General features: G+C 59.4%; 13 protein-coding genes. All 13 read left to right on the top strand.

The genetic code is table 11. The features are described 5' to 3' along the window. Positions 1 to 56: 56 nt before the first annotated feature. The 13 genes from tagH to ELK40_RS13440 all read left to right on the top strand — a co-directional run bounded on the left by tagH (position 57) and on the right by ELK40_RS13440 (position 16206). Positions 57 to 1820: a type VI secretion system-associated FHA domain protein TagH gene (gene tagH, locus ELK40_RS13500; RefSeq protein ID WP_127731373.1), complete on the top strand. Its 1764-nt coding sequence runs from the start codon at positions 57 to 59 to the stop codon at positions 1818 to 1820. Further along, positions 1817 to 2614, top strand: a complete 798-nt coding sequence (locus ELK40_RS13495; protein WP_014884226.1) for a protein phosphatase 2C domain-containing protein — start codon at positions 1817 to 1819, stop codon at positions 2612 to 2614. The genes tagH and ELK40_RS13495 overlap by 4 nt, the downstream gene beginning before the upstream one ends. A 16-nt stretch (positions 2615 to 2630) precedes the next feature. After that, complete coding sequence (locus ELK40_RS13490; protein ID WP_127731371.1) at positions 2631 to 3629, top strand: hypothetical protein; 999 nt, start codon at positions 2631 to 2633, stop codon at positions 3627 to 3629. A 9-nt stretch (positions 3630 to 3638) separates the two neighbouring features. Then, a complete protein-coding gene (locus ELK40_RS13485) occupies positions 3639 to 4451 on the top strand; it encodes a type VI secretion system accessory protein TagJ (protein WP_127731369.1) in 813 nt (270 codons plus the stop codon). Further along, the gene (gene tssE / locus ELK40_RS13480) at positions 4444 to 5007 is read left to right on the top strand and encodes a type VI secretion system baseplate subunit TssE (RefSeq protein ID WP_111964760.1); all 564 of its coding nucleotides are present in this window, start codon (positions 4444 to 4446) and stop codon (positions 5005 to 5007) included. Before ELK40_RS13485 ends, tssE begins: the two co-directional genes overlap by 8 nt. A 2-nt stretch (positions 5008 to 5009) precedes the next feature. Beyond that, positions 5010 to 6881 carry a type VI secretion system baseplate subunit TssF gene (gene tssF / locus ELK40_RS13475; RefSeq protein ID WP_127731367.1) on the top strand — a complete coding sequence of 624 codons (1872 nt, stop codon included), beginning with the start codon at positions 5010 to 5012 and terminating at the stop codon, positions 6879 to 6881. After that, a complete protein-coding gene (gene tssG, locus ELK40_RS13470) occupies positions 6878 to 7921 on the top strand; it encodes a type VI secretion system baseplate subunit TssG (RefSeq protein WP_127731365.1) in 1044 nt (347 codons plus the stop codon). Before tssF ends, tssG begins: the two co-directional genes overlap by 4 nt. A 38-nt stretch (positions 7922 to 7959) precedes the next feature. Further along, positions 7960 to 10575 carry a type VI secretion system ATPase TssH gene (tssH, locus tag ELK40_RS13465; RefSeq protein ID WP_127731363.1) on the top strand — a complete coding sequence of 872 codons (2616 nt, stop codon included), beginning with the start codon at positions 7960 to 7962 and terminating at the stop codon, positions 10573 to 10575. 24 nt (positions 10576 to 10599) lie between these two features. Further along, the gene (locus ELK40_RS13460; protein ID WP_127731361.1) at positions 10600 to 12018 is read left to right on the top strand and encodes a serine/threonine-protein kinase; all 1419 of its coding nucleotides are present in this window, start codon (positions 10600 to 10602) and stop codon (positions 12016 to 12018) included. Positions 12019 to 12083: 65 nt separating this feature from the next. Beyond that, on the top strand, positions 12084 to 14006 hold the full coding sequence (tssI, locus tag ELK40_RS13455; protein ID WP_127731359.1) for a type VI secretion system tip protein TssI/VgrG: 1923 nt from the start codon (positions 12084 to 12086) through the stop codon (positions 14004 to 14006). Continuing rightward, a complete protein-coding gene (locus ELK40_RS13450; protein WP_244599387.1) occupies positions 13999 to 14496 on the top strand; it encodes a hypothetical protein in 498 nt (165 codons plus the stop codon). Before tssI ends, ELK40_RS13450 begins: the two co-directional genes overlap by 8 nt. Before the next feature lie 63 nt (positions 14497 to 14559). Further along, a complete protein-coding gene (locus ELK40_RS13445) occupies positions 14560 to 15126 on the top strand; it encodes a hypothetical protein (protein WP_115875504.1) in 567 nt (188 codons plus the stop codon). 3 nt (positions 15127 to 15129) lie between these two features. Continuing rightward, positions 15130 to 16206, top strand: coding sequence for a hypothetical protein (locus tag ELK40_RS13440; protein WP_127731357.1), 1077 nt, complete (start codon positions 15130 to 15132; stop codon positions 16204 to 16206). The last annotated feature ends 4 nt before the right edge of the window (positions 16207 to 16210 follow it).

The raw sequence follows: 16210 nt of genomic DNA, 5'->3' as shown, positions 1-16210 counted from the left end.
TTCTCGCCCCGAGAGCGGCAGCGTTTGAGCGCTAATCATACCAGCAGGAATACGCCATGCGATTCACGATTATTTCTACAAAACCCGGTCATCAGCCGCCGCAAAGCAGCTGTGATTTTTACGCCCCGGGCGGCACCATTGGGCGCGGTACGGATAACAATCTGGTGTTGCCGGACAATGACCGCACCATCTCTCGTCTGCAGGCCATTGTTCACGTTGACGCCCAGGGCGAATGCCGCGTGACCAACCGTGGCAGCGTCACCCGCGTGGTATTAAATGACATTCCGCTGGAGCGAGGGCGTCAGGTTGAGCTGCAGGATGGCGACATTCTCGGTATTGATGACTACCGTATCGAAGTGACCGAACTGATCCACGATACGCAGCCCGTGAGCCGCATGGCGGCCAGCATGCATCAGCAGGCGCGTCCGGCAGCCGCGTCCGCGCCCGCTCCGCACCCGAAGCCGGCGAGCACCGCACCGCGCGGGAAGGCCGAGCCGACCGCCGTGCCAACGGAAATATGGGATAGCCTGATGCAGGAGTTCTCCATCTCCGACAGCATCTCCAGCAACCGTACAAAACCGCAGCCAGCTGCATCGCACGATCCATTCTCCCAGCCAGCGGCCCCGGAGCGTAACGCTGAAGATCCGCTGGCGATGTTCAACGACAGCGATCCAAAGCTTGAGCGTAAGAACGTTGACCCGGAAACGCTGTTCAGCGACGAAGCGTTGTTCAAGAAAGAGAGTATTTTTGACGACGTCACCCCGTCAACGCTGGTGCCGCCGGGAGAGACGAGCCCCGCTAAGCCAGAAGACGAGGCGACGGATGAGCTCGATCCGCTGGCCCTGTTTGGCGGCAAGGCCAGCGCGCCAGCCGCGCGTAATGACGACCCGCTCGGGCTGATGGGCGGCGCGCCGTTAACCCATCCGGATGACATAGTCGACGAAAAGCCTGCGCCAGTGCCGGAGCCTGAGCAGGAAGAGGACGTGCTGGCCGATTCTCCGCTGTTCGCCCCTGAGCCGCAGGAAGAACCGCGCGCTGAAGAAGAGCCCGCGCGACCGGATTACGCAGGCTTCACCATGCCTACGCCGCAGGCCGTTGCGCGCAGCAGTGCCCAGGCCCCTAAGGGCCGTCTGCGCATCGACCCGGTCAATAACGCCGCCTCGCCAGCCGCCACGGCAAACAGCGGTGAGAAGGGCGAAGTGCTGCAGGGCGAGCTTCTGGAGGCGCTGCTGGAAGGCATGGGGCTGAGCGAAATGCAGCCCGTTCCGCAGTTTGACCGTGAAAATATGCGTCAGCTGGGACAGATCCTCGGTATGTTCTCTCAGGGGACCGTGGCGCTGCTCTCCTCGCGCTCTATCCTCAAGCGCGGCGTAAAAGCCGATATGACCATGGTGCTGGACGATGCCAACAACCCGTTCAAGCTGTTGCCGACCGGCAAAACCGTGCTGATCCAGATGTTCGGCACCCCGATGCCGGGCTTTATGCCGCCGACCAAATCCGTGCGCGACGCGCTGATCGATCTGCAGGCGCACCAGCTGGGTATGATCTCCGGCATCCGCGCCATCATTGCCGCGATGCTGCAGTCCTTTAACCCGGAGCAGCTGGAAGAGCAGGCGAAGCAGAACGGCATGACCTCACGTCTGGCGCTGCCGGGCAGCCGCAAAGCCGCCCTGTGGGACTATTTTGTTCGCAGCTATGGCGAGACGGCGGGCGAGATTGAGGATGACTTCCACACCCTGTTCGGCGAGGCCTTCCTTCATGCGTACGACATGGAGGTGAATCAGTACAAAGACTCACAGAGCGGATCGGAAGACAAATGAATATCGCAACGGCTTCTCTCTCCCGCCAGGGGACGCGCGCCAGCAACCAGGATCAGACGGGAGAAACCATAGGGGAACGTTCAGCCTGCTTTGTCGTCTGCGACGGCATCGCGGGCCTGCCGGGCGGTGAGGTAGCTGCAGAGCTGGCACGCAACAGCATTATCTCCCGCTTCGATGGCGACAAACATCTTAATGCGCAGCACATCCGCGACTACGTGCAGACGGCGAACCGCACCATCCTCAGCGAGCAGCAGGCCGTTCAGGATTATCGCCGGATGGGCACGACGCTGGTCAGTCTGTTCATTGACCGTGATTACGGCCTGGCCTACTGGGCGCATGCCGGAGACAGCCGCCTGTACCTGTTCCGCCGGGGATGGCTGTGGCATGTGACCACCGACCACAGCCTGGTGCAGCAGATGAAAGATGCCGGACACCAGACCGACAACCTGAACAGCAACCTGCTCTATCTTGCGCTGGGGATTGAAAACGGCGGGCCGGAAGCGAGCTACAGCGACGTGGTGCAGGTTGAAGACGGCGATGCATTCTTACTCTGCACCGACGGATTCTGGCACGGCGTCAGCGAAGAGCAAATGAAGCAGTCGCTGCACATGGTGAATACGCCGCAGGAGTGGCTCACCTTAATGAACCAAATCATTCAAAAGAATGGCGAGCAGGAGGGGAATGCTCAGGATAACTATACTGCCCTGGCGGTATGGATGGGCAACCCTCAGGACACCACTTTGCTGCACACCCTCTCTGACGCAGCACAATTTCTTCCCTGCGGAACTGATTAGACACACAAGGAACGATATGAAACTTTGGCTATCGGGTTTGGCACTTCTGGCGGTCACCTCCACCGCGCAGGCTGAAAATTTCCGCATCGTGCAGTCTCCTGCGCAGAAGCTGGATATCTGGATCGACAACATCAAAGACAACACGCCGCAGAGCTGGTGTAAGCCTGAGGTGGCGCTGCGCATTGTGGCGAACGGCAAGAAAGACGTCTCCGTGCTGGAGAACTTTGTACCGCGTCTTGGCTCACTGCTGGAACACCAGTGCAGCAAAGTGAATAAACTCAGCTGGACGCTCAACGATCCGGCAGGTACCACGCTGGCGCAGGGCACCGCAGGCAAAGCGCAGGACTGGGCGCTGGTGGTGAAACAGGAGCAGGCCACGCCTGCCGCAACCGTCACCGCTGCCACAGCCAGCGACACGTTAATGCCGCCAGATCAAAATGTGGCTTCCCGCACCGTTCCCGCCGACCGTACGCCGTGGCAGGAGTTTACGCTTCAGGACGGCTGCCACCTGCGCATCTTCTGGGAAGGGGGCGCCTCTGCTCCGGCGCTCTTTATTCCGGATTCTGACACCACCCGCTGCGGCAACGGCAGCTGGCTGAGCGGACACACCGTAGTTTCGCAGTCCCGCAACGGCGGACAGAAAGAGATGGCGGTGACGTACATCCACGGTTTCCCGGTGACCGGCCTAAATCAAAGCGCCGACCCGGAAAACGCGCTGATCACCTCCGTCAACAAAGAGCGCATGGTATTCAGCACCCCAAACAGCGACCAGAGCTGGATGATCCTGCCTTACGATAACAGCCTGAACAGCTGGAAGAGCAACGGCACCGTAGCGGTGGAGATTTCCCGTGAAATCGCCAGCGATGACGCAAAACTGCAGGCGCGTATCGCGGCGGTGAAAAAAACGTGGAGCGCCTGGGTCGCACCGGGTACTCCGCTGAATATCGTTCTGATTGACACCCTGCGTCCTCAACTGCGCGATCCGGCAGTCGGCGCATGGCGCGCGGCGAATTAAGGAATGGCTATGAATACGCTTTATCAACACCTGGCGGGCGAGTCGCTCAACGATGCGCTGGCGCGTCTGGAAGCTGAAATCAAAGCTCGTCCGGCGGATGCCGACCTTCGCGCTGCGTTTGTGCAGTTTTTAACCCTCAGCGGCAACTGGACGCGCGCCCTGACCCAGCTGAAAAGCTGGCTGGCGCTGAAGCCTCAGGCGAAACCTACCGTCACGCTGCTGGAGCAGTCCATTCAGGGCGAGCAGCAGCGCGCGCAGGTAATGGCGGGACAGGCGCGACCGGCCATGCCTGAAACCCAGTGGCCGTGGCTGACTACTCTTGCCGCGGCGCTGAGCGAGGACGGCGAGCGCGCGCATGCGCTGCGTCTTGAAGCCCTTGAACAGGCGCAGGCCACTGCGGGTCACATCACACTCGAAAACGAGGAGACGCAGGCTTTTGACTGGCTGATGGACGGCGATGCCCGTCTCGGCCCGGTCTGCGAAACCATAGTGAACGGCCGCTATTTCTGGCTGCCGTTTAACGCTATCGCGGAGATCCGTTTCCAGGCGCCTGCCAGCGTCACCGATCTGGTCTGGCGTCACGCGCTGGTGCGCCTGACCGACGGTACGGAGCAGGTGTGTCAGATCCCGGCGCGTTATCCTTTTGCTGCCGATGCCGCTGATGCGGTCAAATTAGGCCGCACCACCGAATGGCAGGCGCTCGACGAAGACGGTACCCTTTACGAAGGCAGGGGCCAGAAAGCCTGGCTGAGCGAGCAAAGCGAAAGCCCGCTGCTGTCCTTGAGCCTCGTGACGTTTGTGACGGATGGAGCCGATGAGTAATCCCGCTGGCGAAGGCGATCTGCTGCGCAGCGGCTGGCAAGCCCGCAGCAAGCAGGAGAAGGTGGGGGCGCGCGACAAAATGCAGCCCTCGCTGCTCGATCGCCTTACCGATGACGACCCGGAAAAAAAGCGCGAGTCGGCCAACAGCAATCTGATCACCCACGCCGCCCTGCGCCGCAACGTCCTGCGCGATCTGCAGTGGCTGTTTAACACCATCAACCACGATGCCTCCGGCGATTTGAGCGCCTTGCCGCACGTGAACCGCTCGGTGGTCAACTTCGGCGTCGCGCCGCTGGCCGGGAAAAGAATGTCGGACATCGAATGGCACGATATTCAGCGCAAGCTCACCGAGGCCATCATTAATTTTGAGCCGCGCATTTTGCCGCAGGGGCTGCAGGTTCGCTGCGTGTCGGATACCTCCTCGCTGGATCTGCACAACGTGCTCTCCATCGAGATCAAAGGGCGTTTATGGTGCGTGCCGTACCCGCTGGAGTTTCTGTTTCGTACCGATGTCGATCTGGAAAACGGCCATTTTGAACTGAAGGATGCGGGGTAATCATGGAAAGTAAACTGCTCGAATATTACAACCGTGAGCTGGCCTATCTGCGCGAAATGGGGGCCGAGTTTGCCGAACGCTATCCGAAGGTCGCCGGACGGCTGGGCATGCGCGGCATCGAAGTGGCGGACCCGTATACCGAACGTCTGATGGAGGGCTTCGCCTTCCTGACTTCCCGCGTGCAGATGAAAATGGACGCGGAGTTTCCGCGCTTCTCCCAGCGTCTGCTGGAGATGATCGCGCCTAACTATCTCGCGCCCACGCCGTCGATGGCGATTGCGGAGATTGAGCCCGACAGCAGCCGGGGCGACCTGAGCAAAGGCTTTATTGTCCCGCGTGGCACCATGATGGACAGCCTGGCGCTGAAAAAAACCGGCGTGACCTGCAGCTATACCACGGCGCACGAGGTCAATCTGCTGCCGCTGAAAATCGATAAGGTCGAACTGGGCGGCGTCCCCGCCGATCTGCCGCTGGCGCAGCTGGGACTGAGCCAGCGGGGGATCGGCAGCGCCCTGCGGATCCGCATTGCCTGCGACGGCCCGCAAAACCTCGGGCACCTGGATTTCGACCGCCTGGAATTTTTCCTCGGCGGTCCGGATATTGAAGCGCTGAAGCTGCTGGAGCTGGTGATGGAGCACCACGCCGGGATCGTCTGTCAGACGGTCAGCCCGCAGCCGCAGCGGCAGCTGCTGGCGTCAGATGCGCTGCGCCAGGAGGGCTTTGATCCTGACCAGGCGCTGCTGCCGGACGATCTGCGCAACTTTGACGGCTATCGCCTGCTTCAGGAGTACTTTGCGTTTCCGGCCCGCTTCCGCTTCATCAGCCTGAGCGGTCTGAGCACGCTGATCCAGCGCTGTGAAGGCGAAAAAGCCTTCGACATCTTCATTCTGCTGGATAAGTCGGATGAACAGCTGGAGCGCGTGGTCGATGCCAGCCATCTGGCGCTGCACTGTACGCCGGTCATCAACCTGTTTCCAAAGGTCGCGGCGCGTCAGAAGCTGAATGAAGGCCAGCATGAATACCATCTGGTGGTCGATAACATTCGTCCGCTGGATTATGAAATTTACGCGGTCAAAAAAATTTATGGCAGCGCTGACGGTCAGCGTGATGACCAGACGTTTCGTCCATTCTGGAGCACCTGGAGCGGCGATGCGGGCAACTACGGAGCCTATTTTTCGCTGCGACGCGAGCAGCGCGTGCTGTCCGAGCACGCCCTGCGCTACGGCACCCGTACCGGCTATATCGGCTCGGAGGTGTTTGTTTCGCTGGTGGATGAACAGCATGCCCCCTGGCAGGAAAACCTGCGCTATATCTCTGCCGAGGTGCTCTGCACCAGCCGCGACCTGCCGCTGATGCTGCAGCAGGAACTCGGGCAGTTCATTGTGGCCGATTCCATGCCGGTGAAATCCCTCACCCTGCGTAAAGGGCCGACGCCGCCGCGTCCGGCGCTGGCGGAAGGGTTCAGCACCTGGCGGCTTATCAGCCAGCTGCAGATGAACTACCTCAGCCTGATGGACAGCGAAAACGAAGAGGGGGCGGCCGCGCTGCGCCAGCTGTTAGGGCTTTATGCCAACCTGGCCGAAACGCCCGTTGCGCGTCAGGTGGAGGGCGTTCGCCACTGCGTGCTGGAGCCGGTTCACCGCCGCGTGCCTGAACCCGGTCCGGTCGTGTTCGCCCGCGGGATCGGCATTACGCTGACGGTGGATGAGCGAGCCTTTTCCGGCGCCAGCCCGTGGCTCTTCGGCAGCGTGATGGAGCGCCTCTTTGCCCGTCTGGTCTCTATCAACAGCTTCACCGAGTTCACCCTGAAAAGTCAGCAGCGCGGCGAGATTGGCTACTGGGCGCCGCGCATGGGTAAAAGGGCGCTGATATGAGTGACGCTGCCACTGCACCGCTGCGCGTGCATCGCCTGACCAGGCTGCCGGACGCGTTCTGGCACGGCGTCCGTGAGACGCCCTGGCGCTACGATCTGTTTCAGCTTTTAAGGCGCATTGATGCCCAGGGCGGCGAGCGCTACCCGCTGGGACGCGCGCCGCTGCCGAAATTTGAACCGCTGCGCATCGGCCAGCAGCCGTCGATGAGCTTTGCGCCGTCGACGCTGGCCCACGTACGTCAGCGGGAAGAGAGCGGGCTGCACGAGGTGTCTATCCTCAGCTTCGGCCTGTTTGGCCCGAACGGCCCGCTGCCGGTCCATATGACCGAGTACGCCCGCGAGCGTATTTATCATCATCAGGACACCAGCCTCAGCGCGTTTGCCGATCTGTTCCATCACCGTCTTGCGCTGCTGTTTTACCGCGCCTGGGCGGATGCGCAGCCTACCGTCTCCCTGGATCGCGCCGATAACAAGCGCTTTGAGGGCTATCTGGCGTCGCTGATTGGCATGGGCCAGCCGGGGCAGATGAACAAAGGCAGCCTGAGCTCGCACGCGCGCTTTACCCACGCCGGGCACCTGACCCGCCACGGGCGAGATCCCGAGGGGCTGGAGAAGATCCTGCGCAGCTATTTTAACGCGCCGGTCAAACTGGTCAGCAACGTGCCGCAGTGGATGCCCCTCTCCACGCGCGAGCAGGCGCAGCTGGGAGCAGGACGCCGCATGCCGCGCATGGGTGAATCGGCCTTTCTCGGCGTCGCCGTCCGCGACGTGCAGCATAAGTTTCGCATCGAAATTGGCCCGCTGAGCGCGGAGGAGTACAACCGCTTTCTGCCGGGTGAAGCGTGGGTGACCGAGCTGCGCGACTGGGTGCGTCAGTACGCCGGGGTGGAGTTTGAATGGGAAACGCGGGTGATCCTGCGTGAAGACGCGGTTCAGGGCACCACGCTCGGCAGCAATGGGCGATTAGGCTATAACACCTGGCTGGGCATTCAGCCGCATCCTGTCCCGCGTGGCGATCTGGTGTATCGCGCAGAGCGGTAATCCTTCCGTATACCGAATCATTGTTAATGGAAACTAACATGTCAGAAATTAGCCGTGCCGTGCTTTTCGGCAAACTGGATACGCTGTTATTTACCTCTCTGGAAAGCGCCACTGCGTTCTGCAAGCTGCGCGGTAACCCGTACGTTGAGCTGGTGCACTGGCTGCATCAGCTGATGCAGCAGCAGGATGGCGATCTGCAGCAGGTCATCCGCCACTTTGCCCTCGACGAACAGCAGCTGACGCGCGATATCGTGGCCGCGCTGGATGTCCTTCCGCGTGGCGCCAGTTCAGTTTCCGATCTCTCCGAGCATATCGACAGCGCCGTGGAGCGCGCCTGGGTCTTCGGCTCGCTGAAGTTTGGCGTCAGCCGCATTCGCGGCGGCCATTTGCTGATCGGCATGCTGAAAACCTGGAACCTGGCCAACGTGCTGAAAAGCATTTCGGCGCAGTTTACCCGCCTTAACGTCGAGGTGCTGATTGAGCAGTTCGATACCATCTGCGCCAACAGCAAAGAGACGCAGCAGGCCGCTGCCGCCGTCGACGCACCGGCGGGTGCGGTACCGGCTGCACAGGGGACGCTGGCCCAGTATGGCCAGGACCTGACCGCCCGCGCCCGGGAAGGGAAGATTGACCCGGTTGTCGGGCGCGACGAGGAGATCCGCCAGATGGTGGATATCCTGATGCGTCGCCGTCAGAACAACCCGCTGCTGACCGGGGAAGCAGGGGTCGGCAAAACCGCCGTTGTTGAAGGGCTGGCGCTGCGCATCGCCGACGGCGACGTCCCGGAGCCGCTGCAAAATATTCAGCTGTGGCTGCTGGATATCGGCATGCTGCAGGCCGGCGCAGGCATGAAAGGCGAGTTTGAAGCCCGTCTGCAGGCGCTCATTAACGAAGTCCAGTCCAGCGCCACGCCGATTATTCTGTTTATCGATGAGATCCACACCCTGATTGGCGCTGGCGGCCAGCAGGGGACCGGCGATGCGGCGAACCTGCTGAAGCCAGCCCTGGCGCGCGGTCAGCTGCGCACCATCGGGGCCACTACCTGGGCAGAATATAAAAAGTACATTGAGAAAGACCCGGCGCTGACCCGTCGTTTCCAGACGGTGCAGGTGCACGAGCCGGATGAAGCGAAAGCTATTCTGATGCTGCGCAGCACCGTGTCGCCGCTGGAGACGCACCATCAGGTCCTGCTGCTCGACGAGGCGGTCAGCGCGGCGGTGAAGCTGTCGCATCGTTACATCCCGGCGCGTCAGCTGCCGGACAAAGCCGTTGCGCTGCTCGACACCGCCTGCGCCCGCGTCGCGGTCAGCCAGAGCGCGCCACCTGCGCAGCTCGAAGACTGCCTGCGCCACCTTGCCGCGCTGGACGTGGAAATGGAGATTGCTGAACGCGAAGCTCGCGTGGGGGCCGGTGACGCCGAGCGCGTGACGACGTTACGCGCAGAACGCGACGCGTATGAAACAAAACGCGAAGCCCTGGCCCTGCGCTGGGAAGAAGAACGCAGCCTGGTGCAGGAAATTATTCGCCTGCGCGCGGCGCTGTTCGCGGCGGGTGATGAAGATAGCGCCGATCTGCGCAGCCAGCTGGCGGAGCAGCAGCAGGCGCTGAACGCCCTTCAGGGCGATGAACCGCTGCTGTTTGCGGCTGTAGATGAAAACGTGGTCGCCGCGGTGGTCTCCGACTGGACCGGGATCCCGCTGGGCCGGATGGTGAAAAACGAGATCGACGCGGTGCTTAACCTGGCAGACACGCTCAACCAGCGCGTTATCGGCCAGCGTCACGGTCTGGATCTCATTGCCCGCCGCGTGAAAACCTCGCGGGCGAAGCTGGACGATCCCAACAAGCCGGTGGGTGTCTTTATGCTCTGCGGACCGTCCGGCGTCGGTAAAACTGAAACCGCGCTGGCGCTCGCCGAATCCCTTTACGGCGGCGAGCAGAACGTCATCACCATCAACATGAGTGAGTTCCAGGAAGCGCACACCGTTTCCACCTTAAAAGGTGCGCCTCCGGGGTACGTAGGGTATGGTGAAGGCGGCGTTTTAACCGAGGCCGTGCGCCGCCGTCCTTACAGCGTGGTGCTGCTGGACGAAATTGAAAAAGCGCACCCGGACGTCCACGAGATCTTCTTCCAGGTGTTTGATAAAGGCTGGATGGAAGACGGCGAGGGACGCCACATCGATTTCCGCAATACCATAATTATTCTGACGTCCAACGTCGGCACCGAGCTGATTAGCGCCATGTGCGCCGATCCGGACCTGATGCCGGAGCCTGAGGCGTTAAGCGGCGCGCTGCGCCAGCCGCTGCTGGAGGTCTTCCCTCCGGCGCTGCTGGGCCGCCTGCTGGTAGTGCCTTACTACCCGCTCAGCGACGAGATGCTGGGGCAGATTGTTCGCCTGCAGCTCAAGCGCATTCAGCGTCGTCTGGAAGAGAATCACAGCATAATTTCTGAGTTTGACGACAGCGTGGTGGAACAGATCGTTCAGCGCTGTACCGAGGTGGAGTCCGGGGGACGCATGGTGGACGCTATTCTGACCAACACTCTGCTGCCTCAGATGAGCCAGATCTTACTTACCGCCAGCCGCAGCGACGAGCAGTACCGACGTCTGCACGTCACCTGCGAGCAGGGCGAGTTTCACTGTCAGTTTGCCGCGTAATAATCATCAAGAGAACTGTAAAAGATGACGGATAATGATAACAATCGGACTGTCCCAAACGCGCTCCCGGTCGGGTACCGCTTCAACGAGTTTGAAATCAAAGAGGTGATCGGCGGCGGCGGTTTTGGCATTGTCTATCGCGCGTGGGATCACCAGCTCGAACGCACTATCGCTATCAAAGAATTTATGCCTTCCTCGCTCGCCGTGCGCGGCGACGACATGACCCTGGTGCTGCGCAGCGAGCGCTTTGGCAAAGCGTTTTCCGCAGGCCTGAACAGCTTCATTCAGGAAGCCCGTCTGCTGGCGCGCTTTAACCACCCGAACCTGCTGCACGTCCTGCGCTTCTGGGTGCAAAACGACACGGCCTACATGGGGACGCTGTTTTACAGCGGCACCACGCTTTCGCGCCTGCGCGAACAAAAGCCGGAGCTGATTAACGAAGCCTGGATCCGCCGCACGCTGCCGATGCTGTTTGGCGCGATTAAGACTATCCACAACGAAGGCTACCTGCACCGCGACATCTCTCTGGATAACATTCAGATCCAGGATAACGGCCTGCCGGTGCTGCTTGATTTCGGCTCCGCGCGCCGCACCATCGGTAATCTCTCCGACGAAACGGAAACCATGCTGCGCCCGGGCTTTGCGCCGATCGAGCAGTACACCGACGACAACGAAAGCGAGCAGGGCCCGTGGACGGACATTTACGCCCTTGGCGCGGTGCTGCGTACGCTGATTGTGGGTTCTCCGCCGCCGGTCAGCGTGGTGCGCTCTATTCAGGATACCTGCAAACCGCTGGTGGAAATCATGCCGCAGGGCTATTCCATTCCGCTGCTGCAGGCCATCGACCGTGCGCTGGCGCTGCACATGGAGGATCGTCCGCAGTCAATCGACGAGTTCGCCGCGCTGATAGAGATGCCGGTCGCCGGGATCAACGACGTGCTGACGGCGAAAAAGCCCGGCACGATGCTGGTTCCGGTTGAAGACGAGAAACCGGCTTCGCTGCTCGACTGGCGCCGCTACAAGATCCCGGGCATGGTTGCCGCAGGCGTGCTGGTAGGGGTTATCGCCGGGGCGATGCTGTTCAGCGGCGGTAACGATGCCCCTGAGCAGGCTGCACAGACACCGGGCGAGACGCGTCCAACCGAAACCGTCGCGAACACGCCAGACGTGAAGCCGGAAACGGCGAAGGTGAGCGAGCAGGTGACGGCACAGCAGACGCCACCGCCTGTCGAGAGCCCGATTGCGTTGGTCTATATCCGCATCCTCGATGGCGAAACGCTGAAAGTGAACGGCGAGCAAAAAGCGCTCCGTCCAGCGACCAACGGTTATGCGTCGCTCAAGCTGCCGGCCGGTGAGGTGAAGATTGAACTGCAGGGCAACGGAAGAACGCGTGGCCAGACGCTGGATATCACCAGGCCGGGCACCTGGCTGGTGAATCCGTAGAATTACGCTCAGTCACAGATGCGAACCTCTTTTCTGAATCGCATAAGCTAGATGGAATAAAGATTATGCTCAACCGAATTACCGTTCAGCTCCCGGTGGAGGGGCTTCTGTTCTGGAAACTGACGGGCCGCGAGGCGATGTCCGAGTCGTTCGCGCTGACGCTGACCGTGCTCGGCACGGACGCGCGCATTGACCGCAGTAAGCTGCTGGGCCAGCCGGTCACGGTGACCATCCCGACGCAGAACCTGCTGACGTCCCGCTATGTTAACGGCAAAATTACCCGCGTGGCGGTCAGCGCCGTCGAGCTGACGGGTACCCGCTATGCGGTGTACCAGCTGACGGTGGAGCCGGACCTGTGGCCGATGAAGCGCGACCGTAACCTGCGTATTTTCCAGGGCCAGACGGTGCCGCAGATTGTGAAAACCCTGCTGGGTGAGCATCAGGTCAACGTTGAGGATAAACTCACCGGCAGCTACCGGGTGTGGGACTACTGCGTGCAGTATCAGGAGTCGAGCCTGGACTTCATCAGCCGCCTGATGGAGCTGGAGGGGATTGCCTATCACTTCCGCCATGAGGCGGACAAACACACCCTGGTGCTGACCGATGCCGCCACGCAGCATCAGCCGTTCAGCGGCTATGAGGTCATTCCTTACCACCAGACGCCGTCGGGCGGCAGTACGGACGAAGAGGGCATCAGCCAGTGGGCGCTGGAGGACAGCGTGACGCCGGGGATTTACAGCCTCGACGACTATGACTTCCGCAAGCCGAACGCGTGGCTGTTCCAGGCCCAGCAGAACCCGGCGTCGCCGAAGCCGGGCAGCATTGACGTGTACGACTGGCCGGGACGCTTTGTTGACAAGGGGCACGGGGAGTTCTATGCCCGTATCCGTCAGGAGCGCTGGCAGGTGGAGCATCAGCAGATTCAGGCCACCGCCACGGCGGCGGGGATTGCGCCCGGGCACACCTTCACGTTAACAAACGCGCCGTTCTTCAGCGACAACGGTGAGTATCTGGTCACGGCGGCGGGTTACCACCTCGAAGAGAACCGCTACGCCAGCGGCGAGGGTGAAACTATTCACCGCACCGATTTCACGGTCATCCCGTCGGCGGTGGTCTACCGTCCGGCGCAGGCCACGGCGTGGCCGCGCACCTACGGTCCGCAGACCGCAAAAGTGGTGGGGCCGAAGGGCGAGAGCATCTGGACGGACAAATACGGTCGGGTGAAGGTGAAGTTCCACTGGGACCGCCTGGCGAAGGGCGATGACACCAGCTCCTGCTGGGTGCGCGTGTCGAGCGCGTGGGCGGGCCAGGGCTACGGCGGGGTGCAGATCCCGCGCGTCGGCGACGAGGTGGTGGTGGACTTCATCAACGGCGACCCGGACCGTCCGATCATTACCGGTCGCGTGTACAACGACGCGAGCATGCCGCCGTGGGCGCTACCGGCTGCGGCGACGCAGATGGGCTTTATGAGCCGCACGAAAGACGGTTCCGTGGACAACGCCAACGCCCTGCGGTTTGAGGATAAAGCGGGCGCAGAGCAGGTGTGGATCCAGGCCGAGCGCAACATGGACACCAGCGTTAAAAACGATGAAACGCACAGCGTCGGCGGGGCGCGCAGCCATTACGTGAAGAAAAATGAACTGCACCGCGTGGAAGCGAACCAAACCCAGGCCGTGAAAGGTGGAACCGAGATCCTGACGGGGAAAGGCAAGCTGGATGCGGCGGTGGAGCAGTACGTCATTGCTTCCGGGACGAAGCTGCGGCTGGTCTCCGGTGAGAGCGCCATTGAGCTGAACGCTAACGGCAAGATTAACCTGATCGGCAAAGAGTTTAACTTCTTCGTGGAAGGGGATGGTTATATCACCACGGGCGGTAAGCTGCATCTGAATACCTCTGGCACCAAGCCGGGCACAACGGCGCCGGGGTCAGGGCATAAAGGGGATATTGATGCGGCGGTGCAGGCAAAATTTACGGCCAAAGATGAGTAAGGCAGGTGCGGTGCTTATCGCGTTACTAACGACGGGAATGGCTGGAGGAGATGCGCAGAAAAAGGATCTTTGGATGTTTATTTCCGGGATGAGTGCATCGCTTAAGACGTTATCCGTTACAACCCTTAGTAACGCGCCGTTATCGTTTAAGATGACCAGGCAAAATGAATATATCAATTTCTACAATGCCGATGATATCAAACTGGCGGATGGAACGAACATAACCACAATTGAGTTACGTTTAAGCAAAGATAACGACGGCATGGCGCCTTTACTGAACTTTTCACCCTCCTCAGGTCAATGCATAACGCTTGATACCGTTAAAAAGCACTATCCGCAGCTGAGGTTAACTGATTATCCGCGCGGCCGTTCGGAGAACGAAGTGACCAGCTATACAGCCCTAAAAGATATGAATGGACAAAAGGTGAGCTTCAGCTTCACCGTGAAAAATCCTCACTGTCTGGGTTCAGTCGTCATTAGCGCAGACTAAGAAATACTGCACTCATGTCCTGGCGGTTTCTTCTGGATAATAATTGCAATACACATTCAATAAATGACGATTAACGTGAAAAAACACACGCCGACATTTCTTTTTTCTGCCCTGATGTTTACCTGTCTCGGCAGCAATGTGGTTTTGGCTCAGGTGATGCCTCCCGTTCTGACAAAACGGGATTTTTCTGTGCAGATCAAAGACCAGCCTGTCGCATTGGGCGACAGATGGACGCCTGATATTGCCCGTAAAATTGGCGTGCCGGTGGAAGGCAGTTTTACCGGTGAGGTTCTTTTTGATGGAGTCCAATATAAATTCTTTCAGCATCAAAACGCTGGAGTAGAGATATTCACTTCCAATCTCTGGTGGGATAAAGCTGAACGAAGCGTTGATGATTATATCGTGTCGCAGATTACGCTGACTGCCGAAGAATTCGCAACGCCGCGTGGTGTCCATGTGGGTTCAACGAGAAAGGAACTGAACAGCGCATACGGTACCGGTCAGGTCGACAATGATGCGGGGGAGCAGTGGATTACCTACGAATTGGATAAAGAATTGCTCTCTTTTGAGATAAAAGGCGGCAACGTTATAAAAATAACGATGAATTACAACAATGATTCTCAAGAATAATTTATGACCAAAAAATATCTGGCAGTCGCATTGTTCACGGCTTTATTGACAGGCGTCGTTGAAACGTCATCGGCACTTGAATTATCGCAATATAATAAGCTCGATACGGTAGGTCGCATCCTTAACGACAGTGAAGTGACAGACAATCTCAGGACGCTGCTGGGAAATCATTACCAGACCTTTATTGATAACTTTGACGTCTTCGGCGAACCGCATACCACCACAGGTGGAGGATTGTTTGTTGAGGGCTGGCTAGAGGATCTCTACCAGGAGAATGCCTCAGCGCTGGTTATCAATCCTGGCGGCAAAATCTTCGCGGCCTGGGTGGTTCCGGAGTCGGACGTAATCCATTACCAATCCTCTGATAATAGCCCGGGTATTAATGCTGATATCCAGCAATGGGCCGCCAGGTTCAATACGATGCAGTTTGCAACGAACAGCCAGTCGAGACCTGCGTTTGACGGGGTTTGGGCAGGCGGAGCTGGCGACGACTCGACGTTAACCCTGCGGTTAGCTGAATCAGGCAACCGCATCACCGGTTCTTATTGCTATATATCCCGGAGAGGCAACCGCATAGATTGCCCGGAAAATGATGAGCGTAATCTTAGCGGTACCATCGCTGGCAATCGTGCCAGCGTAGCGTTTAACTCATCGTTTGGCGGCGCAGGCGGACGGGCTGTTCTGGAAATAAAGGGGAGTGAAATGGAATGGCGTCTGGTAACGCCTCCTCAAAAAGGAAATGATTATGCTCCACAGCGCTATACGTTACGTAAAGCCGCTTCGGTTCATCACGCTGAAACCAGAAAACTGGATACCGAAAAGTTCGCTATTTCTTTGATAAACAGGTGCGGTCATTTTGAGAGCGAATGTGACGAGATGGTCTATCTCGGCGTGCGAAAAAGCGATAACAGTACGATCTCCTTAAAGGGAAAAACGTTACGCGACTCCGCAGGTAAAATAATCGGCTCAACGTACAAGAATGGCGAGGTCGCTTATACCGTGACGTACGCCCCCGTGAATCTGGTTGTCAGCAAAGGCAACCATGTTTTAGTCGAGCAGTCAGGCCAGTGGCTTAAATAACTAT

The organism is Enterobacter sp. N18-03635, from assembly GCF_004006055.1.
In the GTDB taxonomy this organism is placed as follows: Bacteria; Pseudomonadota; Gammaproteobacteria; order Enterobacterales; family Enterobacteriaceae; genus Enterobacter; species Enterobacter vonholyi.
This window is presented reverse-complemented; position numbering and strand designations above follow the sequence as displayed.